Below are 23,740 nucleotides of genomic sequence, written 5' to 3'. Positions count from 1 at the left end.
TTAGGGGCGGCCGGTCTCCAGCACCGATGCCAGATCGAAGTTGACGGGTTCCTCAAGCTGCGCGTAGGTGCATGACTCCGGGTCCCGGTCCGGCCGCCAGCGGTTGAACTGCGCCGTGTGGCGGAACCGGTCGCCCTCCATGTGGTCGTACCGGACCTCCACCACCAGTTCCGGGCGCAGCGGCACGAAGGAGAGGTCCTTGCCGGCGCTCCAGCGGCTGCCTTCGGCGTTGCGCGGGGTCCTCTCCCCTTCCTCCTGCTTGCCCCAGGCCCACGGATGGCCCTCAAAGTCGGTGACCAGCGGCTGAAGCTGTTCGTACAGCTCCTGCCGGCGCTTCATGGGGAAGGCGCCGATTACCCCGACGCTGGCCAGGCCGCCGTCGTCCTTGTACAAACCGAGCAGCAGCGAGCCGATGGCGTCAGGTCCGCTCTTGTGCAGCCGGTAGCCTGCCACCACGCAGTCGGCGGTGCGCTCGTGCTTGGTCTTGAACATCACCCGCTTGTCCGGCTGGTACCGGCCCTCCAGCGGCTTGGCCACAATGCCGTCCAAACCGGCCCCCTCGAACTGCCGGAACCACTGTTCGGCCGTGTCCTTGTCCGTGGTGGCGGCTGTGAGGTGGACGGGGGCTTGGGTCGCAGCGAGGGCCTTCTCCAGCGCCGCCCGCCGCTCAGTGAAGGGCCGGTCCGTATAGTCGTCGTCGCCCAGGGCCAGCAGGTCGAACGCCACAAACGAGGCAGGTGTCTGGGCAGCGAGCAGCTTAACCCGGCTCGCGGCGGGATGGATGCGCTGCTGCAGGGCATCGAAATCCAGCCGGTCCCCCGAGGCGCCCACCAGGATAATTTCCCCGTCAATCACACAGCGCGGCGGCAGGTTTTCCTTCAGCGCCGCCACGAGCTCCGGGAAGTAGCGGGTCATCGGCTTTTCGTTGCGGCTGCCGATCTCCAGGTCGTCGCCGTCGCGGAAGATGATGGACCGGAAGCCGTCCCACTTTGGCTCATAGCTGAGGTCACCTTCCGGGATGCCGCTGACGGCCTTGGCGAGCATGGGCGGGACGGGCGGCATCACGGGAAGTTCCATGTGCCCATTCTTGCCCGGAGGCAGCCGCTCGCGGAACCCCACACGCCCCACGGGGAAGTCCGGGCTTACCCGGCCAGCAACCAGACGATCAGGATCAGCGCCGGGGCCGCTGCCGCCGTCGAGAGGAGAATCGTTTCGCGTGCCACCGCCACTCCGCGCCCGTATTTGCCGGCAAACAGGAACACGTTCTGCGCCGAGGGAAGCGCCGCCATCAGCACCACGCCCAGGAGCATGTGCTGGTCCAGGTTGAACAGGAAGCGTCCGACGACGAACGCCAGGGCCGGCATCACCGCGGACTTCAGCGCCGTGGCAGTAAGGATTTCCGCCGTGTGCCCGCCGCTTTGCAGCATCCGTGCACCGTGCAGCGACATGCCGAAGGCCAGCAGCACCACCGGAACCGCCGCGCCGCCCAGGAGTGTCAGCGGCGCCATCACCGGATCAGGAAGTTCCACGTTGAACGCGGCCAGCACCACGCCCAGGAGGGAGGCGATGATCATGGGGTTCCGGAACGGCTGCGTAAGCAGCAGGCGGGGCGAAAACCGGCCGGCCTCGGAGAGATCCAGCACGGTAAGGACCAGCGGGGCGAACAGAAGCAGCTGGACCAGCAGGACAGGGGCCACGGGGGTTGCATCACCCAGGGCGTACAGCGTGATGGGAATGCCGATGTTGTTGGCGTTGACGTACGAACTGGCCATCGCACCGATCGTGGTCTCAGCGAGGGGCCGCCGGAACCACAGCCGGCTGGCCAGTACATACAACAGGGCTGTGGCAACCGCGGTCATAAGCGCCAGCGGAACATACGCGGAAAAGACCACGGAGAGATCCGATTCCAGGACCACCGTGAACAGCAGGACGGGGTTGGTAATGAAAAAGGCTGTACGGGTCAGCGCGGAAACCGTTGGCTCCCCGCCCAGCCCGCACCGTGCCGCGATGTACCCCACTGCAATCACGACGCCGATCACCGCCAGCCCGATCAGCACACCGCCCACGAGTGGTACTTCCTTCCAGTTCCGCCGCCTGCGCAGGAGTTCCGGGAAGCGCAGTACTACAAGTTACAAACTTATCTGACAAGTGGCTTGCTGCCGGCATGCCAAGACCGGCCCGGCGACGCAGGCCAGAAAAACCTCGACACGGCACCACGCCGGACGGTAGAGGTTAACGATGGTTACTGTCGGCTTTCACGCCTCCCACGAACAGATCAGTCCCGGCCAGCTGCTCAAGGACGTCCAGCACGCGGAACGCGCCGGCTTCGACGCGGCGATGTGCTCGGACCACATTGAGCCGTGGTCCGCACGCCAGGGCCATTCCGGGTTCGCCTGGTCCTGGCTGGGTGCCGCGCTGGCAACCACCAATCTCCGATTTGGCGTGGTGACGGCGCCGGGCCAGCGGTACCACCCCGCCATCATCGCGCACGCTTCGGCCACCCTTGCCAGCATGTTCCCGGACCGCTTCTGGTTCGCTCCGGGCAGCGGCGAGAACATGAACGAGCACATTACGGGCGACGGGTGGCCGGCCAAGGACATCCGCCAGCGCCGGCTGGAGGAATGCGTTGAGGTGATCCGGCGGCTGCACCGCGGCGAGGAGGTCAGCCACCGTGGCCTGGTCACCGTGGAGCAGGCGCGGATCTGGGACGTTCCGGACAGTCCACCGCCGCTCATTGCTCCCGCGGTGAGCGTGGACACCGCGCGCCGGGCGGCCTCCTGGGCGGATGGCCTGGTCACCGTGAACCAGCCGCCGGGCAAGCTGAGGGAGATGCTGGCTGCGTACCGGGACAACGGCGGGCGGGGCAAGGCTGCCCTGCAGGTCCATTTGTCCTGGGCCGGAAACGAGGACGAAGCAGTTGCCGTTGCCCTCGACCAGTGGCGGACCAACACCTACGGTCCGCCCATCCCCTGGGACCTCCCCACGGCCGGACACTTCGACCTCGTGGGCGAACACGTGACAGAGGACCAGGTTCGCACTACAGTCAACATTTCAGCCAGCCTGGAACAGCACGTGGACTGGCTCGCCGGGTACGCGGACCTGGGCTTCGACGAGCTCTACCTGCACTACGTGGGGCAGGAGCAGGGTCCCTTCATCGACGCGTTCGCCGCGGAGGTCCTCCCGCAGCTGCGCACTCCCGGCAGCACCACGGCCGGTCCCCCCGCTGAGCCGCAGCTTGTCACCTCCGCTGCCGAACCGGCGTCGGGCGCCCCGGCATGAGGATCGCCGAAACCTCGGACCTCTGGTGGAAAAACGCCGTCATCTATTGCCTGGACGTTGAGACGTTCTTTGACGACGACGGCGACGGAACGGGCGACTTCGCCGGCCTCACCCAGCGCGTGGACTACCTGGCCGCGCTGGGCGTGACCTGCATTTGGCTCATGCCGTTCTACCCCTCGCCGGACCGGGACGACGGCTACGACGTGACGGACTTCTTCACCGTGGACCCCCGGCTGGGCACGATGGGTGACCTGGTGGAGTTCATCCGGGCGGCCAAGGACCGCGGCATGCGGGTCATTGCGGACTTCGTGGTCAACCACACCTCGGACCAGCACCCGTGGTTCGTTGAGGCCCGGAAATCCACGGACAACCCGTACCGGGACTTCTACGTGTGGCGGAGCGACACTCCCCCGGACACGTCCTCGGAGGTGGTGTTTCCCGGCGAGGAAACCTCGCTGTGGACCCAGGATGACGCCACCGGGGAGTGGTACCTGCATATGTTCGCCAAGCACCAGCCGGACCTGAATGTCACCAACCCCGGGGTGCGGAATGAAATCGCCAAGGCGATGGGCCTGTGGCTGGAACTCGGGCTGGACGGTTTCCGCCTGGACGCGGTGCCCTTCTTCCTGGAAACCCGCGGCCAGCCCAAGGACGAGGCCGCCAACCTCGATCCGCACGGCTACCTTACGGCGTTACGGAGCTTCGTCAGCCGCCGGAACGGCAGCGCGGTGCTGTTGGGCGAGGTGAACCTGCCATACAAGGAACAGCTGGAGTACTTCGGCGGCCCGGACGGCAACGAACTGAACATGCAGTTCGACTTTATGACCATGCAGCACCTCTACCTGTCCCTGGCCCGGCAGGATGCACGGCCACTGGCGGAGACGCTCAAGAGCCGTCCGGCGCTCCATCCCGACAACCAGTGGGCCATGTTCGTGCGCAACCACGACGAGCTCACCCTGGACAAGCTCAGCGACGGTGAGCGCGGTGAGGTTTTTGCCGCCTTCGGGCCGGAGAAGAACATGCAGATCTACGGGCGGGGCCTGCGCCGCCGGCTTCCCCCGATGCTGGGCGGTGATCCGGAACGCCTCCGGTTGGTCTACTCGCTGATGTTCTCCCTCCCCGGCACACCGGTGCTGTTCTACGGCGAGGAAATCGGCATGGGCGAGGACCTCCGGCAAAAAAGCCGCGCCGCGGTGCGCACCCCCATGCAGTGGAGCGACGCGAAGAATGGGGGATTTTCCAGCGCGAAGGCAGCGGACCTCGTAGTACCGCTGGTCCGCGGTGAGTACGGCCCGGACAATATCAATGCCGCGGCCGCCAAACGCGACCCCAACTCGCTGTTCAACTTCATGGCGACCCTGATCGGGCGCTACCGGGAATCCCCGGAGCTGGGGTGGGGCAAGTTCGGCATCATCGACCAGCCGGAGCCGGCGGTCTTCGCGCACACGTGCAGCTCGGACGGCGGCACCCTGGTCCTCCTGCACAACCTCGGCGAGGAGCCGGTGAAGGTCGCCGGGAAGGTTGGCGCGGAGGACGGGCCACGGCAAACGTTCAAGGACGCGATCCTGCTGGACCTGTTCGACGGCGACAATGCGGCTTTGGAGCCCGACGGCGGCTTCACCGTTGGGCTGGGACGTTACGGTTACCGGTGGTTCCGGGTGCACGGAAAAGGGGACCGGCTGGCACCTTGAGTGCCTGGTACAAACGGGCGGCCGCTCGGCTGCCGGGCAACAGTTAGGACGGCAGTTTGGACACCGTCAGCGGGTGGAAGCCGCCTGCAACAGGCGTTCGGCTTCCGCCAGGATCCGCTCTTTTACCGGAGGGGACACCGTTACCGTCCGCCGGCCGTCCTGCTCCTGGTCGCGTATCCCGACGGCCAGGGCGCTCATCAGCTCCGCGTCCTCGGCGGTGGCAAGGTCGCTGCCGATGAGCTGGACCAGCACCTTCAAGCCGGCCAGGCGGCGCTGCGGGTCGGCGTCATTCAGTGCGGAGTCAATGGCCCATTGCGCCCGCTTCCACCACTGGTCCCTCCTGTCCGCGCGTGACCGTTGCCGGTAGGTCAGGTAAGCCACCAGGACCACCCCGAACGTTGCCAGCGGCGCAATCGCCGCCGCACCCAGCAGGGCTGCCCAGATCCCGTCGACGATCTCCATGGCACCACCCTAAGGTCCGGTCGTTGCAGACCGCGGTCGGGAAACAGTTCCGGCTTCAAGAACTAACCGGCGCCTAACCGCGAGGAAACCAGCGCGCAACATTGGCCGAGCACACTTGGTAGTGCAGGCAAGAGCCGGCACCAGCTCCAGTCAGGAGGCCCCGCCATGTTGAAGAAAGCAGCAGCCAATGTAACCAGAGTCCGCGCCCTGGACCAGCTCCACCGCGGTGATGAAATTGAAGCCCGGCTCTCGGTGGGCCCTTCCTACGATGACGTAGTGATCCGCCGCGGCAGTGTGCAGGAAACAGCGCCCGGCATCGGCGTGGTATGGATTCTGGACCGGATCACCGGCCTGCGGAAAGCCGTCAATACGGACGAATGCAGCGTGTGGCGGATCGCTTGACACATGCTCCTGTTCACGTGTGCCTTCCCCGACAATTAGCGCCGCGAGGGCGGGTGTAGTCAGTAAGGACTGCCCGCCACCGCCAAGCACCACGCCCGTAGAGGCGCGTCAGCCTCCGGCCACTGACTGGATAACCAGCACCTCCTGGCCGGGTGACACTTCGGTCTCCAGTCCCTGCAGCCGCCGAACTTCATCGCCGTCCACATAGATATTCACGAAGCGCCGCAACGCTCCCGTCTCGTCCCGGAGCCGCCGGGCCAGCACGGCGAAGTCCGTGGTAACGGCATCCAGCAGCTCAGCAACCGTCACGGGCCCATCGGCGGGCGCAGTCAGGATGGACTGCCCGCCGGCCAGGGGCTGAAGAATGCTGGGAAGAACCACGGTGATACTGGGCGCTGCGGCCTGCCCTCTGTCACCAGCCGTCGCCATCGTGCCCTGGGGCGGCGCGCTGCCCGGCAAAGTGCTGTCAGGCACCGGCAACCACTGCCGCCCGCACGCACAGCACATCCGGCAGATGGGCTGCCACTTCGGTAAACGTCTCCCCCTCGTCCGCACTGGCGTAAACGGTGCCCCCGCGGGTGCCGAAGTAAACGCCGGCCGGTTCCGCGGTGTCCACGGAGGCGGCGTCCCGCAGGACACTGTTGTACTCGCCGGTTGGCAGTCCGTTGCTGAGCCTCTTCCAGGAGCCGCCGGCGTCGTCCGTGCGGTGGACTGCCAGCTCGCCGTTGGGCGGGATACGTTCGCCGTCGGCCTTCAGCGGGACAACCCAGGCGGTACCTTCCCGGCGGGGGTGGGTCAGCATCACGAATCCGAAGTCGGCGGGCAGGCCCTCAGCGATGGAGTTCCAGGTCTCCGCGTTGTCGTCCGTGCGGTAGACGCCGTGATGGTTTTGGGCATAGAGGCGGCCGTCGACGGCGGCGTCCGCGGCTATCTTGTGCACGCACTGGCCAAATTCCGGGTTGGGGTCAGGCATGAAGTAGGCCGAGATGCCCCGGTTCCGCGCCTCCCAGGAGGCGCCGCCGTCGAGCGAGCGGTAGACGCCGCCGGTGCTCATGGCGACGTGCACGGTTTCGCGGGCGGGGTGGACCACGATCGAGTGGGCGGCGGCGCCGCCGTAGCCGGCGCCCCATTCGGTGCGGTGGGGGTGGTCCCACAGGCCGCGGTTAAGCTCGAAGTGTTCGCCGCCGTCAGTGGATTTCCAGACCGAGATGGGTTCCGCCCCTGCCCAAACGACGCCCGGGCGGGACTCGGCGTCCGGATAGATCTGCCAGATCCGCTCCAGTGCGGCGCCGGTGTCCTCCGGGAACTTGATGGCGCCCTGTTCAGGCTCGGACCACGTAGCGCCAAGGTCATCCGAGTGGGCCACGGTTGGCCCCCAATGCTCGTTCCGGACACCGACCATGATCCGTGTGCGGCCGTTCCGGGTGTCGATCCCAATGCTGGGGATCTCGCTCATCAGGAAATGCGGGCCAGTGAAGGACCATTCGCGCCTGTCCTGGCTGGTTGCGATCCACAGGCCCTTTTTAGTGCCGATCGCTAAGACAAAACTCTTTGCGGTTGTCATGCCCACCATGCAACCACCGCCCCGGGCAGCCCGCAACGGTTTTCTTCTGTATCGCCGAAAGCCTGGTTTCGCTAGTCCACGAACTCCGACTGGGTTTCGATGAAGTCCCAGTCGGCCGCCGTCAAGGCTGCCGCGGGGTTGTCCGGATGGGGTCCGCCTGCCTCCGCAATGCCTTGCAGCACCGGAAGCGGAAGCTCCTCGGCCCGAAGGTTCTCCCGCAGCCATTCCTTGCTTGCAAGGTCCAGGTCAAGCCACCACATGAAAATTTCCATGCCCTCCACGCCCTTTCGTCGCCTGCTTCAACGGTAGGCGCGGTCAACGCCCGCTACAAGGTATTGCGGCTGCACCGAGTGGTGCTTCTATCTTTTCGGGTACCGGCAAGTAACCGGGCCGCCGGGAGCCCCTGAAAGACGAGTACTCCCTACTCGCGACCGGCAACAGTGGCCCGCCCTAGCCTGAAAACTCAAGCAAGCTGACCGTGCTGCTGGGGCATTCGGCGCATTCGCTGATCCTCCTCGCCATGGTCCGTTTCACATCGACAACTGGGGAGAATCATCATGAAACGAGCCATCACAACGTTGGGGGTGCTGGGCCTGGCGGCATTTGCCGTCGCGGCTCCGGCGGTAGCGGACCGTGGATCCGACGACGACGACAAGATTGTCATCTGCCACGCAGGATCGGGCTCCAACTCCGGGCACTTCACCGAGAACATGGTTGCCCTCCCGGGGCTGAACGGCCATGCCGACCACAGCGCAGACATCATCCCGCCCCATGACGGCATGGAAGAGGGGCAGAACTGGGCCGCTGGCAGCGCCACCCACGCCAATGGGTGCAAGGTCCCGACGGTCGTGGTCCCACCCGTGGAGAACCCGCCTGCCGGCAACCCTCCGGTAGAGAACCCGGCTGGTGTTAACCAGCCCGTCGTCGAGCCGCAGGTTGTAACACCGGTGGTTGAGCAGTCTCCTGTTGTCCCACCGGCGGCCGTCGCGCCTCCCGCAGCGACCGTCGTCGTGCCCCAACAGCCGGCGGCAGCCCAGCCGAGGGCTGCTGCTCCGCAGCAGGCGGCCGCGGTGCCCGCTGCCACCACAAGCCTGGGAACCAACCAGGGGTACAACGCCCAGACCGCCGTCGGCGGCTCTGACGGCGCACCCTCCTGGCTGGCCGGCCTGGGTGCACTGTTTGCAGCGGGAGCGGCAGTAATGGTCCGGCGCAAGTCCCACACCGCGCACCTGGCCGACTGACGCCGGCCAGGCAGCAACCGCGGCCCACCTGACGAGGAAGGCGTTCCGCCAGTGCCCGGCGGGGCGCCTTCCTTCCTACCCCGGCACCAGCGGTGAGGAGCAGCATGTCAAAGGAACGCAGCCGGCACGCGGACCGGAAAGCGCGCGGGTGGAGGCGTTGGAACCGCGGCGACCTGGCCATTCTCCTGTGCGGTGTCCTGGCCTTTGTGCTCATCACGTTCGGCGCCCCCCTGTTCCAGCAGGCGCAACTCCCTGCCGGGAGAAGCGGGACGGTGACCGAATCAACCCCCGCCGTCATCAACTCCGCAGAACCGGCGCCGATGGCGGTCACGGGCCCACCGGAAGGGCGGAGGTCAACCCCCGCCGATTCCCCCGCACAGCAAGCTGCGGCTCCTGCCCTTCCCGCAGCGGCGGAACCAGTGCGGATCCGCTACGCCTCGGCCGCTTTCGATGTGGCCGTGCATGCGCTGGAGCTGGACGACTCCGCACATGCCAGCCAAACAATCGTTCCGCCTGCCACCAAGGACGGTTACTGGCTGACCGCATTCGGCACCCCGGGACACGGCTCGGCCAACACCACGTACGTGATCGGCCATAGCTGGGAGGGCGCGGAGGCACCCTTCAACCATCTGAGCTCAGCGGCAACCGTGGGCGATCGATTCGAGGTGGACACCACAACCGGCACGATTGCCTACGAAGTGGCCAGTGTGACGACGTACCTGAAGTCCAACCTGAAGGACAGTCCCATCTGGGACATCATGCCCAACCGGCTGGTCCTGATCAGCTGCTTTACCGAAGATCCCTGGGGCAAAAACGTGGTGGTCACGGCTTCGCCCGTCACCGGCTGACGTTCACTGGCGGAATGGTGCTGTTCAAGAGGGTCCAAGGAGGCCGAGAATAAACTATGTCAGAACATCTGCGCGGTACTTCTCCGCTGCTGGTGGGCGTGGCCCCCGGGCAGCATCCGGAGGTCCTGCAAACCGCCGCCGGCCTCGCTGCGAAACTGGGGACCCGCTTGCTTTGTGCCTACGTTGACGAGGCCAGCTACCTGGTGGAATGGGACCCGGCCCGGTCCGCCCACCGGCTTTCGCTCCACCCGGACGCTGATGCTGAGAACATCGGCGGCGTGACGATGGAGCTTAAGGCTGCGATCGAAGCTGCGGTGGCCCGAGTGCCGCCTGGCACGGCGGCTGCGGAATGGACCCTTGAGACCCTCACGGGCGATCCTGCCCGTGCCCTAGCCCAACTTGCCGCGGAAACCAACGCGCCGATGATCATTGTGGGAACCTCTGAGCGGGGACTCTCCCACCGCCTGGCGGAGGCACTCAGTGGGTCGGTAGGTGCCTGGCTCACGCACCATCAGAGCAGGCCTGTACTCATCGTCCCGTACCGCAGGGCTGCCCACGAGGACCGGCCTTGAGCTGCGAAAAGACCCTCGCAGATGCGCAGAAATTACGGCAGGGAAAGTAAAGCGAAAGTAGTTATTCCGGGTGCTGGCGTCATGGACTACCAGCCAGTAAGCTGATTCAAGCAGGCCGGTTCCACAGACGTGGAAGCCAGGTTTGCCCAAAAGCTGCTCCGGAGTGCGTATCCCCCAATAACGCACTCCGGAGCTTTTTGTTGCCCAAAAACCATGGCACGGCGGTAGCAATACCCCCTAGGGGTACTTGCCTTGATACCCCGGCGGGGTATACCGTGGAAGTATGAGCGCAACCGATGAAGCAGTCACAGAGCCTACCGCGGACCAGGTGACCCCAGACCAGGTGGCGCCGGGGCACGGCTATACCGGGAACAAGGATGCCTACCTCCGCCGGCTCAAACGTATCGAGGGCCAAGTGCGGGGAATCGCGCGCATGGTGGATGAGGACAAGTACTGCATCGACATCCTCACCCAGGTCTCCGCCGTCACCAAGGCGCTGCACGCGGTCAGTCTGGGGCTCGTCGAGGAGCACATCGGCCACTGCGTGGTTGGTGCGGCCTCTGAACCGAACCCCGAGCTGCGCGCAGAAGCCATCGATGCCAAGGTCAAGGAAGCCGCCGACGCCATCGGCCGGCTCCTGCGGTAGCAGCCCACCTTCCCCGGATGCCGCCGGGCGCCATCATCAACCCCTTCCCCACAACAAGGAGCAGCACATGAGCACCATTTCTCCCACCACAACAACCGTCAGCGTCTCGGGAATGACCTGCGGGCACTGCGTCTCGGCCGTGAGCGAGGAACTTGAAGCCCTCGCGGGCGTAGAGGCGGTGGACGTCGAGCTCAACGCCGGCGGGATTTCCACCGTCACCATCACCTCCACCACTGAACTGTCACCTTCGGAAATCGGCGAAGCCGTAGCGGAGGCCGGTTACCTGGTCGTAGCAAACGAAGCCTAGATCCACCAACCCGGGGAGCCGCATGAGTAACCAGGAACTTCTCCACCAGCCCGAAACCAGGGTGGTGGAACTCGACATCGAGGGCATGACCTGCGCCTCCTGCGTCAACCGGGTGGAAAAGAAGCTCGGCAAGCTCGACGGGGTACAGGCCCTGGTCAACCTGCCCCTGGAATCCGCCCACGTGACAGTGCCGGCAGGAATCACCGATGAGCAACTGGTAGAAACCGTCAACGGGGCCGGGTACAAAGCAAAGGTCCACCAGGGTGCTCCAGTGGTGGAGGACGAACCCGTCGCCGGCGGGATCGGGTTGACCGATGATGGTGCAACTGGTGCCGCGTCCCTGCTTCGCCCGCGCCTGATCCTCGCCGCCGCCTTTACGGTGCCGGTGTTCCTGATTTCCATGGTCCCTGTGCTCCAGTTCCCGCAGTGGGGTTGGGTGGCGGCGGTACTTGCCCTGCCGGTGGTCACATGGTCGGCGTGGCCGTTTCACCGGGCAGCGGCCATCAACGCCCGCCACTTCGCCTCAACCATGGACACACTGGTATCGATCGGCGTTGCCGCGGCATACCTTTTCTCAGCCTGGCAGCTGTTCTCGGATCCCCTGATGGCCCAGCACCCTGGAATGGAAGGTATGGAGCAGGGCGGCCTTTACTTCGAGGTCGCGGCCGTGGTCACCACGTTCCTTCTTCTTGGGCGCTACCTGGAAGCCAACGCCAAGCAGAAGGCGGGAGACGCCCTGCATGCCCTCCTCAGCCTCGGCGCAAAGGACGCCACCGTTCTGCGCGATGGCACCGAACACCGGGTCCCTGCCGACCGGCTCCAGGTAGGCGATGTCCTGATAGTCCGGCCCGGCGAGAAGATCGCCACCGACGGCGTGGTGATCGAAGGGACGTCGGCCGTGGACGCCTCACTGGTCACGGGCGAATCAGTACCAGTTGAGGTTGGCCCGGACAGCCGCGTCACCGGCGCAACCATCAATACCTCCGGCCGCCTGCTGGTCAGGGCCACGCGGGTGGGTTCGGAGACCACGCTCGCGCAGATGGCGCGGCTTGTGTCCCAGGCGCAGACGGGCAAGGCTCCCATTGCCCGCCTCGCGGACCGGATCAGCGCTGTGTTTGTTCCGGTGGTCCTGGCAATTGCCGCCCTCACCTTTGTGCTCTGGCTGCTCTTCGCAGGGGCGGAAGGCGGAGGGCTGCGTTCGGCCTTTATCGCCGCCGTCGCGGTCCTGGTGATCGCCTGCCCGTGCGCGCTGGGGCTGGCCACGCCGGTCGGCCTGCTTACGGGGACCGGCAGGGGCGCGCAGTTGGGAATCCTGATCAAGGGCCCGCAGGTCCTGGAGGACACGCGCACCGTAGACACCATTCTTTTGGACAAGACCGGCACCGTCACCACCGGAATGCTGGCAGTGGACTCCACGCTCGCCTTCGGCGGGTTCGAAGAGCATGAAGTACTGCGGCTGGCCGGCGCTGTGGAAGCGGCGTCCGAGCACCCCATTGCCCGGGCCATTGCCGCAGCGGCAGTTGCCCAGGAAACGCAGAAAGCCGTACAAACAGCGCCCGACGGCGCGCGGTTGCCATCCGTGCACAACTTCCGTTCCGCTCCTGGCGGCGGTGTCACGGGAGCCGTCGAGGGCCGGCTGGTGACCGCCGGGCGCACCGGCTGGCTGCAGGAAAACGGCATTGCCATAACGCCGGAACACCTGAAGCTGTTTGCAGAGGCGGAAGCTGCCGGCGCCACCGCCATCTGGCTCGCCGTGGACGGTACTGCGGCGGGCATCATCAACCTCCGGGACACCATCAAGGACGGCTCTGCGGCCGCCGTCGGACGGATGAAATCCCTGGGCCTGCGGCCCATTCTGTTGACCGGTGACAACGCTGCCGTAGCTGCCCAGGTGGCCGCCGCCGTCGGCATCGATCCCGCAGACGTCTACGCAGGGGTGCTGCCCGAGGGCAAGGTGGAGGTGGTGCGCGCGCTGCAGGCGAGCGGCGCCACCGTGGCCATGGCCGGGGACGGCGTCAACGATGCTGCTGCGCTTGCCCAGGCTGACCTTGGCATCGCCATGGGATCCGGCACCGACGTTGCCATCGAGGCTGCCGACCTCACCGTCATGGGCAATGATCTCTCCCAGGTGGTGCAGGCCATCGAACTGTCCCGCAGGACGCTGGCCACCATCAAAACAAACCTGTTCTGGGCGTTTTTCTACAACGCCGTGGGCATCCCGATAGCAGCCTTGGGGCTGCTCAACCCGATGATCGCCGGCGCCGCGATGGCGGCGAGCTCGGTCCTGGTGGTTGCGAACTCGCTGCGGCTGCGGAGCTTCGGAAAGAAGGCGTAGGGTTCAGCCCTAAAGCTGAGGCCTCAGGCGGCGCCGTAGCGCACTGCGGCACGTGCCTTGGCCTTGGCGGCCTCCGTCTCCCGGTCCTTGGGCGGGGCCTGCGACACCAGCGAGTCCAGGAGATGCTGCGTGATATGGGCAATCTCGTGGACCGCCTCCTCGAAGGCTTCCTGGTTGGCCTTGGACGGCTTGGTGCTTCCGCTGACTTTGCGCACATACTGCAATGCTGCGGCGTGCACCTCCTCCGACGTGGCGTGCGGCTCGAAGTTGTGAAGGGTTCGGATATTCCGGCACATACAGCCATGCTAGGCTCTGGAGCGCCTGCGATCGACCCCTCCCCGCAGTGTTTACGCGCCCGCGTCCATGGGGAGCGCGGCATGGGCAGGGGTGCCCATCGACACTGTTTTGCGGGGCGGGGTAGGTTTTAGGCAATGGATCTTCCGGATGAGCCGGGAGGCCGCTGGGGATGCCGACCTTATTCGGATCCACGATCTACAAGGAGAAACTGATGGCTATTTGGGGTGCAGACGTTCAGCAGCTTCGTCAGCTGGGCAGCAAGCTTCAGGCAGGTGCGACCGAGATCGAGACGCAGAAGTCCACTCTCACCAAGGTCCTCAGCAGCACCAACTGGGAGGGCCCCGACGCGGACAAGTTCCGCAACGAGTGGTCCGGAACCCACACCACCATGCTGACCAAGGTGGCGGAAGCACTCAAGGAAGCCGGCGACAAGGCCAGGCGCAACGCCGAAGAGCAGGACCAGGCTTCCCGCTAGTCCCGCAGCAGGTGCAGGTTCCCGAAGGAGCCGAAGCACTGCCAGGGCCCGGACACTTTCGAGAGTGTCCGGGCCCTGGCATTTAAGAACCGGGGTTGTTGAGGTGACAGTAACTCCGGCGACGGTAACCCAGGCGACAGTAACGCCGGCGACAGCCGCGCCTAAGGCACGGGTTCGACGTCGTTCGCGTGCTCCAGCGGGGACGCCGCCTTGGATTCTTCCGGCCCGCCGGTTGTGGCCGACGCCGGTGCGGGGCCCCGCAGTTCGTCGAGCCGGACCAGGATGACGCCGCCCACGATCAGCGCGCCGCCCAGGAGCTGGATGGCGCCCGGCAGTTCGCCCAGCAGGAGCCATGCCCACACCACGGCAAAGAGGACCTCTGTCAGCGACACGAAGGACGCCACCTTCGAGCCCAGGGCCCGGGCGGCCATTATGCCGGACACGTAAGCCAGCACCGTGGCCAGGATGACCAGGCCGGCCAGCGAAACCCACCAAGGAGTCACCCATGGGCCGAGTTTGGTGTTGGCCGTGCTGAAAGCCATGGGCAGCAGGCCGGTGGCCGCCGCCAGCCACATAACGGCGGCCCCCACCAGGAGTCCGCCGGAGGCCAGGACGATGGGCGGAAGTGAGTCGTTCTCCTTCGCAGTGATGAAGAAGTAGATGGCAAGGCACACTGCCGCGGCCATGCCCCAGAAGACCCCCACGAGGTCGATCTTCACCGCGCCCGTGAGGTCCAGGACCAGGACCAGGCCGGCGAGGGAAAGCAACGTTCCTCCGAAGGTCAGCACCCGCGGCCGCTTCCGGCTGGCCGCCCAGAGCCACAGCACAATGATCACCGGAGCGAGGTACTCGAGCAGGAGTGCGACGCCCACGGAAAGCCGGGCAACGGCGTTGAAGTAGAACAACTGGCAGGCGGCGACCCCGATCAGGCCGAAGAGCAGGATGGTGACCCAGTTGTCCCGGAGCTGGTGCCAGCGGCCGCGCAGGGCGGGAACCGCAGGAATGGCGAGGATCAGGGCAGCGCCGGTGAGCCGGGCGGTGACCGCAGCTCCCGGCGACCATCCTGTTTCCAGCAAGGCTTTGGCGAAGGATCCGGAGAGGCCAAAAACAGCAGACGAGAAAAGCGCAATGCCAAGGCCGGAGGCGAGGAAGCTGCGTTTGTCTGCGGGCACCCTCAGGCCGGGGGTGCGGTCGCTTGCGGCAGACATCGTTGTCTCCTGTCAGGAGTAAAGTGGGCTTATGGTCATGACAGTACGGGACAGCACTGTAAGGAGTCAAGATGGTTTTTGCCCCTGACACGGAGGTGGCTCTGCGCAGCGTGGTGAATCTGGTCAATTCGGCGGCCAACGGAAGCGAGGGACTGGCATCTACGGAGGACCTGGACCGCTTCCTGGCAGCGGAAGGATTCAGCGGATCGCGCACCCGGGACGACGACGAGCTTGCGAGCGTGCGCCGACTGCGCCAACAGCTTGCGGCGCTGTGGACCGCGGACGAAGACTCCGCCGTGGAGACGGTCAACCGCCTGCTACGGGAAGCCAGGGCCCTGCCGCAGCTGGTTAAGCACGACGACTGGGACTGGCACCTTCATGCCACCACTCCCGAGGCCCCGCTGGTGGACCGCATGAGCACGGAAGCGGCCATGGCCCTGGCAGACGTGATCCGCGGGAAGGAGATGGACCGGATGCGGATCTGCGAGTCGGAGGATTGCGATGCTGCGGTGCTGGACCTCAGCAGGAACCGGTCAAAGCGGTACTGCGATACCGGGAACTGCGCCAACCGTGCCCACGTGGCGGCGTACCGGGCACGCCAGGCCGCAACAAGTTAGGCGCCTAGCGGGGGCCCGGGTTGCCGGATTCGTCAGGGGAAGCCGGGTCCTGCGGGCCCGGGGCACCGAAGCCGTGGGATTTCTTTGGAGCCGAACTGAGGTTCACGCCCGAGCCCTTGCCCAGGTAATCGGCGTTGTCCTTGTGGCTCATGGCGAGCATCGCGGCAATCACCAGAGTGACAATGAAGGCAATGCCGGCCGCGGTGAAGGCCAGGTCGAAGCGGGGGGCACGCGCACTGCCGCCGGAGGCGAAAATCACGACGGCGACGAAGGCGATCGCGGCCCAGAATGCGGAGAACATCAGCGGGCCCTTCACCGAGGTCCGCATCTTGCGCGGATGTCCTGGTTGCTGGTCTGCCACGGTGATTCCTCCCTGCAGGCGGCGCGCCGGCCAGCCTGGGTCAATGTCTTTCGGTAGTACGCCCGGCTGTCTTCTACGCGAAGTAGAACCGGACATCTCCTAGTTTACGGGTTTCCCGCTTCAGTGCGGGCATCGTGCCGGAGGGTCAGCCCGGCAAGGGCCCAGAGTACGCCGGAGATGATGGCCCCGCCGCCGGCGACGCCCAGCAGTGCATGCGCCCCGAGGCTGATAAAAAAGGGCAGGATAATGGCCGTGCCGAGGCCAATAATTCCCGAGGCAATCCAGTCCCGGGCCAGCACGTGCCTGCCGCGGAATGCCAGCCCGCAATACAGCTCCAGGGCTCCCGCCACGCCCAGGCCCAGGGCGGCAACCACGCCAAACAGCAGGTCCCCATGCAGCACTATCAGCGCAAACCCCGCGCCGGCCAGCACGGAACCGGCGGCGGAAAGCACTTTGCCCGTCCTGCTGTCCCGCTGGAAGCCGGTTGCCGGAATACCCCACATCAGCAGCAGCCCGGTGGCCAGCAGGTAGAGCCCGCCCGACCAGCCCATAACCTCCACGGACGGCGCCGCCCAGAAGATGGTCACAGCCCCAAAGACCAGCGCCGCTGCGGAACGGAGCAGCACCGGCTTCCACAGCTGGCCCGTGGGAGCCGTTCCGGAAGCAGTACCTGCGGGTGTTCTCGGTTGGGTCACCGGTCCAGTTTAGTGGGGCACCGCCCTACGGCGAACCCAGCACCATCCAGCGGTCGGACCGTGCCCGGGCGCCGAGCGTGAGGGCACGCGCCGCCATGTAACCCAGGGCGAAGGCTGCCCACAGCCAGCCCAAGCCTGCCGCGCCCCCCGCACCTGACAGGCTTACAGCGAGCAACAGCGGCAAGTACGCGGCGAGATTAACCACCCCGGCGAGTGCCAGGTATTTGGCATCACCAGCGCCGATCAACACCCCGTCGAGGACAAAGACATAGCCGGCCATGGGCTGGCCGGCGGCAAGGATCCACAGGGCGACGGCCAGGACGCTCTGCACTTCACGATCCGAGGTGAAAAGGGAGCCCGCCCAGGGTGCGGCCGCCGCCAGGAGCGCGCCGGTGACCGCGCCGAAGCCGAGTCCCCAGCGGGTCATGGTCCTGGTCAGGAGCCGTGCCTTTGCAGGGTTGGCGGCCCCCAGCTCCTTGCCAATCAGCGCCTGCGCGGCGATTGCGAGGGCGTCCAGGGCGAAGGCCAGGAAGGAAAAGATGGTCATGGCCAGCTGATGGGCCGCGAGGTTGACCGGCCCCTGCGCGGTGACCACAACCACCGTCGCCAGGATGGCCACACGCAGGCTGAGCGTCCGCAGCATCAGCCAGGACCCAACGCGCGTCATGCTCCGAATCCCACGCCAGCTCGGCAGGAGGCTGACGCCGTTGCGCTGGGCATTCCGCTTCACCATCACCAGGTAGACGGCCGCCATGGCCCATTGCGCCAGGCTGGTACCCACGGCGGAACCCGTGACGGACCAGCCCAGGCCGTAGACCAGCCACAGGTTCAGAACGATGTTCAGGGCGAACCCTGCGGTGGCCACCACCAGCGGCGTCCGGGTGTCCTGCAGGCCGCGGAGCAGCCCGGTGCCGGCAAAAATGAGCAGCATGGCCACCAGCCCCGGCATGGACCAGCGGAGGTAGTCGACGGCGAAAGTGCGCACCTCGCCCTCCGCCCCCAGCAGTCCGATCAACGGGTCTGCGGCCAGGAAGCCTGCCACGGCGAGGACGGTGCCGAGCAGCAGTGCCAGCCAGACGCCGTCGCGCCCGGCCGCCAGGGCCTTGCCCAGCTGGCCGTCTCCAATGGCGCGGGCCACGGCGGGAGTGGTGGAATAAGCCAGGAAAACCATCAGGCCGACGGCGGTATGCAGCACGGCCGACGCCAGCCCCACCCCCGCGAGCTGCGCTACGCCAAGGTGGCCCACGATGGCCGAATCAGCCAGCAGGAACAGGGGTTCGGCCACGAGCGCACCGAAAGCCGGCACAGCCAAACGGAGGATTTCGCGGGCATGTCCCTTGGGCGGCGCGGCCGCCGCCGGGGCAGGTATTTGGGGCACCCCGCCAGCTTAATGCGCCTTCCGTGTATGACCACGAGTGCATGACAAACGCCACATTGTGACGTAATTAGTTGACACTTCAAGTATTAGCGGGAAGACTTAAGTCCCATGAACCAGTCACGACTTACCACGACCGCCATTACCGCCCTCCGGATCGTCCTCGGTTTCCTCTTTGCAGCCCACGGCTGGCAGAAGTTTAACGAATGGACCATCGCAGGCACCCAGGCGTCATTTGCCAAGATGGGAGTCCCGGCAGCGGAAATTGCTGCGCCGGCCATCGCCGTACTTGAACTGGCCGGCGGGATCGCCCTGATCCTTGGCATTCTGACCCGCGTGGTTGCAGCACTCCTGGCCCTGAACATGCTCGGCGCCCTGTTCCTGGTCCACGCCCCTGCCGGCGTTTTCGCCGCGAACGGCGGCTACGAACTGGTCCTGCTCCTCGCGGCAGCAGCCTTCGCCCTGGCCCTCACCGGCGCCGGCCGCCTCTCCGTGGACCGCGCCGTCTTTGGCCGAAGCAACTCAAGGCTGGCCGTCCTGGCCTAACCAACTACGTCCGGCCTGAGCCGGGAAACCGCGACGGCGGATGGGCACCTCGGTGCGCATCCGCCGTCGCGCGTTTAATTGCCGGAGCTGCATGGGCGGCGGGCTGCCCCTTATGCCGGCAGCATTGGGCCATGGGAACAAACCGGAACATCCGGCACCAGAAACTCACGGGAAAGTTCGGAAAACGCTTGCCAGAGTGCCGGTGCGGCTGATAAACCAATGAGTGCTGCAGTGAGAGCTGCACCACTCCACCCAGGTCTCAGCCCCATCGCCGGCCACGCCGGCTTCCCTTAGCTTGAAATGCGCTGCCACCAGCACACTCCTGCTTTGAATCGTTCCAACCTTCCTGGGTACCGCTTTGCCACCGCTCATCGAAGGAGATGTCCGTGAATACACCCCCGCAAATGCCTCCACTCTCCAAGGAAGCTCCGCCACCCCGCCAGCGCAGTCTCCCGGCCGCAGCGAAAGCAGTCACTGCAGCCGTGGCCTCCGCCGCCATCGCGTTGACGGGGCTTCCGGCGGCCCAGGCGGATACCGCCCTGCCCCCGGTGGGAAGCGGCTTCAAATTCGACTTTGGCCCCGGCGCCACCGCGGACGGCTACACGGCCGTAGCCGCCGGCACCCAGTATTCGGCCGGCACCAAGTTCGGCTTCACCGATACCGCCGTCACCTCCGGCGTGGACCGCGGAACGGGCGATCCGTTGCGGTCCGACTTTGTCCAGGCCCAGGGGAGTTCGTTCCTGGTGGACCTGCCCAATGGGGACTACACGGTCAAGCTGATCGCCGGTGACGCAACGGAAGCCACCAACATCGCCATCACGGCCGAGAAGATGGCCAAGGTCCAGGCAACGGACAAGCCCGCCGGCCAGTACCTGGAGATGGAATTCCCCATCTCGCTGGTGGATGGACAGCTCAACCTGGACTTCACCGGTACGGCGGCCAAGATCAACTCCCTGGTCATCGCGGCCCGTGCTCCGCGCACCGCCACCTCTGACCCCGGCGTCTATCTCGCGGGTGACTCCACCGTGCAGACCTACGATCCGGGTTTCGCCCCCCAAGCGGGCTGGGGCCAGATGATCGACCGGTATTTCGACGACAGCGTCACCTTCAAGAACCACGCCATCGGCGGCCGGAGCTCCAAGAACTTCATCAGCCAGGGACGGCTGGACGAGATCCTGCGCGTCATCAACCCCGGCGACTACCTGATGGTTCAGTTCGGCCACAACGATGCCACCGTCGGCGTCGATGACCGCTATGCCTCCCCCGCCGATTACAAGGAATACCTCCGGACGTACGTCAACGGCGCCCGCCAGCGCGGCGCCACGCCAGTCCTGGTGACCCCCGTGGGACGCCGGGACTACGACGAGGCCACCGGCAAGTTCCGGGTCAGCTTCCCGGAGTACGTAGCCAAGATGCAGGAACTGGCCGCTGAGGAAAACGTGGCCCTGGTGGACCTCTCCGCCTCGAGCCGCGCCTATTACGACGCAATCGGCCCGGAGGACACCAAGTCCGTCTTCCTCCACGTCGACGCCGGCGTCTACCCCAACCGCCCCACCGGCACGGTGGACAACACCCACTTCCAGGAATACGGCGCCATCCAGATCGCGCGCCTGGTGGCCGGCGGGGTCAAGGAGCTCAGCGTACCGCTGGCCGCCCGCGTCAAAGAGGCAGCGCCGCCGTCGTCAGTTCCTGCCAAGCCGCAGGGACTGGTGGCCGGCAGCGTCTCCAACGCCGGGGCACTTCTGAAGTGGCAGCCCGTCGAAGGCGCGGACATCTACAAGGTGTACCGCAAGCTGGCCTCCGAGCCGGACAGCGCCTACAAGCTCACCACCACTTCAACTGTCCCCACCGCCAACCTGGGCGGGCTGGCTGAAGGTACCGCCTACAACGTCCGGGTAGCCGCCATGAACGGCAAGGGTCTTTCCGAACCCAGCGACACCCTCAACGTGACCACCAAGCAGGCGAAGTACAAGTTCGATTTTGGACCGGCGGGGGCACCGCTTGAGGCAGGCTACACCGAGGTCAACCGGACCATGGCGTACACCCCGCAGCGCGGCTTCGGCTTCAAGGACATCTCGGTGCTCAGCGACCGGGACCGGGGAGCGGTGACCAGCAACCTGCTGCGCGACTTCGTCCTCAGCGGCTCCAGCTTCGAATTCCAGCTCGACGTTCCCAACGGCACCTACGCCCTGAAGACGTACCACAGCGACTGGATCGGCTCCACGCGGACGGACGTCGCGGCCGAGGGCACTCCCTTCGGCCAGGTGTCTTCCAGCCGGGCATCCTCGGCAACCAAGATCATCAACCAGGTCCTGGTCTCCGACGGACAGCTCAACCTGTCCATCAGCGGCTCGGGCCAGCGGCTCAACGGCCTGGAGGTTACGCCGCTGCTGGTGGGTCCCACCAACCTGCACACGGTTGCGGTTAACGCCGCTGCAGAACCGCCTACCGTTGACCTCGCCTGGGATGCCGTGGCAGACGCCGCCACCTACAAGGTGTTCCGCCAGGCATCCTTTGAAGCTGAGCCACAGCTGATCGCCGAAAACGTGACGGCAGCGTCCTTCCAGGACACCACTGCCTTTGCCGGCCTGAAGTACAAGTACTTCGTCACCGCACTGGACAGCACCGGCCTTGAATCGGTCCCCTCCAATACTGTGGAGACCGCCCTGGTGGATCCCAAAACACCAGTCCCGGCGGCCACCAGCAAGGTGGACGTGAAGGCTGTGGAGAAGACCAGTGTCACGCTCAAGTGGCAGAAAGTCTCCGGTGCTGCGGCATACCAGGTCTACCGGTCCACCTCACCCGATGAGCCCTTTGACTACGTGGGCCGTGCCACCGAGGTGAACTACACCGACTACACAGTGCTGACCACCATCAAGTACTACTACCGCGTTACCACCGTGAACAAGGGCGGCGAATCCGTGCCCTCCCCCGTGGTGGGAACCGAAAAGGTCACCGTGGTGAACCGGCAAATGGAGCAGTTGGACCGGGCCCCCGTGGCCTTGCTCACCGGTGACGGCGTACGGGTGGGCTGGCGCATGCTGGGCCTGGACCCTGAGCAAGTCGGTTTCCATGTGATCCGGGACGGCGTCCAGCTCACGGACGAGCCGATCCGCAGCAGCACCACCTACCTGGATCCCGCTGGAACATCATCCTCCAAGTACGTCATCAAGACCGTGGGCAACGGCGGGGACCAGCTCACGGCCGAGTTCACGCCGCTTGCCCAGGACTACCTGTCCATCAAGCTCGACAAGCCCGCCGACGACTACACCAAGGACGGCCAGCCCTACAGCTACTCCGCCGGTGACTCCAGCGTGGCGGACCTGGATGGCGACGGGACCTACGAAGTCATCCAGATGTGGTCACCGTCCAATTCCAAGGACAACTCGCAGGCGGGCTACACCGGCACTGTCTACGTGGACGCCTACAGGATGGACGGCACCAGGCTCTGGCGCATCAACATGGGGCCGAACATCCGTGCCGGCGCCCACTACACCCAGCTCCTCGCCTACGACTTCGACGGCGACGGCAAGGCTGAGGTGGCCATGAAAACGGCCGACGGCACCCGGGACGCGGCCGGCACAGCGATTGGCAACCCCAGCGCCGACCACCGCAACAGCACCGGCTACGTGCTGACCGGCGATGAATTCCTGACGGTGTTCCACGGCGCCACCGGCACCGTGATGGACACGGTGAAGTACGATCCTCCCCGCGGCGACGTGGGGGCCTGGGGCGACACCTACGGCAACCGGGTGGACCGTTTCCTCGGCGCTGTCGCGTACCTGGACGGCGAGCACCCGTCCATGATGTTCAGCCGCGGCTATTACACCCGTGCCGTGCTCGCCACGTACGACCTGGTAGGCGGCAAAATCGTGAAGCGCTGGGTCTTCGATTCGGACGCTGCCGGGGCGCAGTACCGCGGCCAGGGCAACCACAACCTGTCCGTCGCCGACGTTGATGCCGACGGCAAGGACGAGTTTGTCTTCGGGTCCATGACCATCGACGATAACGGCAAGCCGCTGTACAACACCGGCCTCGGCCACGGTGACGCCATCCACACAAGCGACCTCGATCCGTCCCGCCCCGGGCTGGAGACCTTCGCCGCCCACGAGGACATGGGTTCCAGCGGCAACAAGGGTGCGACATTCCGGGACTCACGGACCGGTGAAGTGCTGTGGAGCATTCCGGCCACCAAGGACACCGGACGCGCTGCAGCGGGAGACATCGACCCCCGCCATGCGGGTGCCGAAGGCTGGGCCATCGGCGGCGACGCGGCCTGGAACTCCCCTGTCGGTGAGCTCCGCTCCGCGAAGGGCCAGCTGATTGCCAACAACATCCCGGCAGCCAACTTCCTGGCCTGGTGGGACGGCGACCTGCTGCGCGAAATCGTGGACCACGACTGGAACACCGCCACCAACACGGGCACCCCCAGCATCGCCAAGTGGAACTGGGAGACGGAATCCAGCGACAGGCTGCTGACGGCAACCGGTGCCAAGACCAACAACAGCACCAAGGGGAACCCTGCCATCCAGGCGGATCTCCTGGGTGACTGGCGGGAGGAACTGGCGTGGCCTTCGGCCGACAGCACGGAGCTGCGGATCTACACCACGTCCGCCGCCACGGATGTCCGGCTCCGTACCCTGATGCATGATCCGGTGTACCGGCTCTCGGTTGCCCGCGAGAACATCGCCTACAACCAGCCGCCGCACCCCGGCTTCTTCATCGGAGAAGGCATGGAGCTTCCTGCCCAGCCGGACATTGTGTACACCCGCGCCGGCTAAGTTGCCGCGATCGCACTGAGCTGTTCAAGCTGTGCCCC

24 protein-coding genes are annotated in these 23,740 nt (G+C 65.9%); 13 read left to right on the top strand and 11 right to left on the bottom strand.

Annotation, left to right across the window (positions count from 1 at the left end):
* Complete coding sequence (locus G6R19_RS11800; RefSeq protein WP_163165101.1) at window positions 1-1,077, bottom strand: ATP-dependent DNA ligase; 1,077 nt, start codon at window positions 1,075-1,077, stop codon at window positions 1-3.
* 65 nt (window positions 1,078-1,142) lie between these two features.
* A complete protein-coding gene (locus G6R19_RS11795) occupies window positions 1,143-2,066 on the bottom strand; it encodes an AEC family transporter (RefSeq protein ID WP_163165099.1) in 924 nt (307 codons plus the stop codon).
* A gap of 172 nt (window positions 2,067-2,238) precedes the next feature.
* On the opposite strand from G6R19_RS11795, the gene G6R19_RS11790 reads away from it, so the two are divergent.
* Window positions 2,239-3,279, top strand: coding sequence for a TIGR03885 family FMN-dependent LLM class oxidoreductase (locus G6R19_RS11790; protein ID WP_163165097.1), 1,041 nt, complete (start codon window positions 2,239-2,241; stop codon window positions 3,277-3,279).
* Window positions 3,276-4,970 (top strand): alpha-amylase family protein, encoded by a 1,695-nt coding sequence (locus tag G6R19_RS11785; protein WP_163165095.1) that lies wholly within the window; start codon window positions 3,276-3,278, stop codon window positions 4,968-4,970. Before G6R19_RS11790 ends, G6R19_RS11785 begins: the two co-directional genes overlap by 4 nt.
* Window positions 4,971-5,036: 66 nt before the next feature.
* Here the strand turns inward: G6R19_RS11785 and G6R19_RS11780 are convergent, their stop codons facing one another.
* Window positions 5,037-5,432 (bottom strand): hypothetical protein, encoded by a 396-nt coding sequence (locus G6R19_RS11780; protein ID WP_163165093.1) that lies wholly within the window; start codon window positions 5,430-5,432, stop codon window positions 5,037-5,039.
* A gap of 165 nt (window positions 5,433-5,597) precedes the next feature.
* On the opposite strand from G6R19_RS11780, the gene G6R19_RS11775 reads away from it, so the two are divergent.
* The gene (locus G6R19_RS11775) at window positions 5,598-5,834 is read left to right on the top strand and encodes a hypothetical protein (protein ID WP_163165091.1); all 237 of its coding nucleotides are present in this window, start codon (window positions 5,598-5,600) and stop codon (window positions 5,832-5,834) included.
* A gap of 108 nt (window positions 5,835-5,942) precedes the next feature.
* On the opposite strand, the gene G6R19_RS11770 is transcribed toward G6R19_RS11775, so the two are convergent.
* The 3 genes from G6R19_RS11770 to G6R19_RS11760 form a co-directional block, all read right to left on the bottom strand.
* On the bottom strand, window positions 5,943-6,263 hold the full coding sequence (locus tag G6R19_RS11770; RefSeq protein ID WP_163165315.1) for a MoaD/ThiS family protein: 321 nt from the start codon (window positions 6,261-6,263) through the stop codon (window positions 5,943-5,945).
* A gap of 37 nt (window positions 6,264-6,300) precedes the next feature.
* On the bottom strand, window positions 6,301-7,407 hold the full coding sequence (locus G6R19_RS11765) for an exo-alpha-sialidase (protein ID WP_163165090.1): 1,107 nt from the start codon (window positions 7,405-7,407) through the stop codon (window positions 6,301-6,303).
* 62 nt (window positions 7,408-7,469) lie between these two features.
* Entirely contained in the window at window positions 7,470-7,670 is a 201-nt protein-coding gene (locus G6R19_RS11760) for a hypothetical protein (protein WP_163165088.1), read from the bottom strand.
* 285 nt (window positions 7,671-7,955) lie between these two features.
* Between G6R19_RS11760 and G6R19_RS11755 the strand changes: the two genes are divergently transcribed.
* The 6 genes from G6R19_RS11755 (at window position 7,956) to G6R19_RS11730 (ending at window position 13,347) form a co-directional block, all read left to right on the top strand.
* The gene (locus G6R19_RS11755) at window positions 7,956-8,639 is read left to right on the top strand and encodes a hypothetical protein (protein WP_240341846.1); all 684 of its coding nucleotides are present in this window, start codon (window positions 7,956-7,958) and stop codon (window positions 8,637-8,639) included.
* A 104-nt stretch (window positions 8,640-8,743) separates the two neighbouring features.
* On the top strand, window positions 8,744-9,487 hold the full coding sequence (locus G6R19_RS11750) for a class F sortase (protein ID WP_163165086.1): 744 nt from the start codon (window positions 8,744-8,746) through the stop codon (window positions 9,485-9,487).
* 56 nt (window positions 9,488-9,543) lie between these two features.
* Window positions 9,544-10,059, top strand: a complete 516-nt coding sequence (locus tag G6R19_RS11745) for a universal stress protein (RefSeq protein ID WP_163165084.1) — start codon at window positions 9,544-9,546, stop codon at window positions 10,057-10,059.
* A 283-nt stretch (window positions 10,060-10,342) separates the two neighbouring features.
* Window positions 10,343-10,705, top strand: a complete 363-nt coding sequence (locus G6R19_RS11740) for a metal-sensitive transcriptional regulator (protein ID WP_163165082.1) — start codon at window positions 10,343-10,345, stop codon at window positions 10,703-10,705.
* Between the two features lie 67 nt (window positions 10,706-10,772).
* Window positions 10,773-11,012: a cation transporter gene (locus tag G6R19_RS11735; protein ID WP_163165080.1), complete on the top strand. Its 240-nt coding sequence runs from the start codon at window positions 10,773-10,775 to the stop codon at window positions 11,010-11,012.
* Between the two features lie 22 nt (window positions 11,013-11,034).
* The gene (locus G6R19_RS11730; RefSeq protein WP_163165078.1) at window positions 11,035-13,347 is read left to right on the top strand and encodes a heavy metal translocating P-type ATPase; all 2,313 of its coding nucleotides are present in this window, start codon (window positions 11,035-11,037) and stop codon (window positions 13,345-13,347) included.
* 23 nt (window positions 13,348-13,370) lie between these two features.
* Here G6R19_RS11730 and G6R19_RS11725 read toward each other — a convergent pair whose 3' ends face one another.
* Window positions 13,371-13,643, bottom strand: a complete 273-nt coding sequence (locus tag G6R19_RS11725) for a DUF2277 domain-containing protein (protein WP_079598081.1) — start codon at window positions 13,641-13,643, stop codon at window positions 13,371-13,373.
* Between the two features lie 212 nt (window positions 13,644-13,855).
* Between G6R19_RS11725 and G6R19_RS11720 the strand changes: the two genes are divergently transcribed.
* Complete coding sequence (locus G6R19_RS11720; RefSeq protein ID WP_163165076.1) at window positions 13,856-14,119, top strand: WXG100 family type VII secretion target; 264 nt, start codon at window positions 13,856-13,858, stop codon at window positions 14,117-14,119.
* Between the two features lie 161 nt (window positions 14,120-14,280).
* Here G6R19_RS11720 and G6R19_RS11715 read toward each other — a convergent pair whose 3' ends face one another.
* Window positions 14,281-15,327, bottom strand: coding sequence for an EamA family transporter (locus tag G6R19_RS11715; protein ID WP_163165074.1), 1,047 nt, complete (start codon window positions 15,325-15,327; stop codon window positions 14,281-14,283).
* A 71-nt stretch (window positions 15,328-15,398) separates the two neighbouring features.
* On the opposite strand from G6R19_RS11715, the gene G6R19_RS11710 reads away from it, so the two are divergent.
* Entirely contained in the window at window positions 15,399-15,944 is a 546-nt protein-coding gene (locus G6R19_RS11710; RefSeq protein ID WP_163165072.1) for a CGNR zinc finger domain-containing protein, read from the top strand.
* A gap of 4 nt (window positions 15,945-15,948) precedes the next feature.
* Here the strand turns inward: G6R19_RS11710 and G6R19_RS11705 are convergent, their stop codons facing one another.
* The 3 genes from G6R19_RS11705 to G6R19_RS11695 form a co-directional block, all read right to left on the bottom strand.
* Entirely contained in the window at window positions 15,949-16,305 is a 357-nt protein-coding gene (locus G6R19_RS11705; RefSeq protein ID WP_163165070.1) for a hypothetical protein, read from the bottom strand.
* 104 nt (window positions 16,306-16,409) lie between these two features.
* Window positions 16,410-17,000, bottom strand: coding sequence for a hypothetical protein (locus G6R19_RS11700; protein ID WP_205484383.1), 591 nt, complete (start codon window positions 16,998-17,000; stop codon window positions 16,410-16,412).
* 25 nt (window positions 17,001-17,025) lie between these two features.
* Window positions 17,026-18,378: an MATE family efflux transporter gene (locus G6R19_RS11695; protein ID WP_163165068.1), complete on the bottom strand. Its 1,353-nt coding sequence runs from the start codon at window positions 18,376-18,378 to the stop codon at window positions 17,026-17,028.
* Between the two features lie 108 nt (window positions 18,379-18,486).
* On the opposite strand from G6R19_RS11695, the gene G6R19_RS11690 reads away from it, so the two are divergent.
* Window positions 18,487-18,921 (top strand): DoxX family protein, encoded by a 435-nt coding sequence (locus G6R19_RS11690; protein ID WP_163165066.1) that lies wholly within the window; start codon window positions 18,487-18,489, stop codon window positions 18,919-18,921.
* Window positions 18,922-19,307: 386 nt separating this feature from the next.
* Window positions 19,308-23,702, top strand: coding sequence for an SGNH/GDSL hydrolase family protein (locus tag G6R19_RS20545; RefSeq protein WP_163165064.1), 4,395 nt, complete (start codon window positions 19,308-19,310; stop codon window positions 23,700-23,702).
* The last annotated feature ends 38 nt before the right edge of the window (window positions 23,703-23,740 follow it).

This window comes from Arthrobacter sp. Alg241-R88 (genome assembly GCF_900537115.1).
GTDB lineage: Bacteria > Actinomycetota > Actinomycetes > Actinomycetales > Micrococcaceae > Arthrobacter.
The sequence above is the reverse complement of the archived record's forward strand: the minus strand, read 5'-3'. Positions and strand labels throughout refer to the sequence as shown.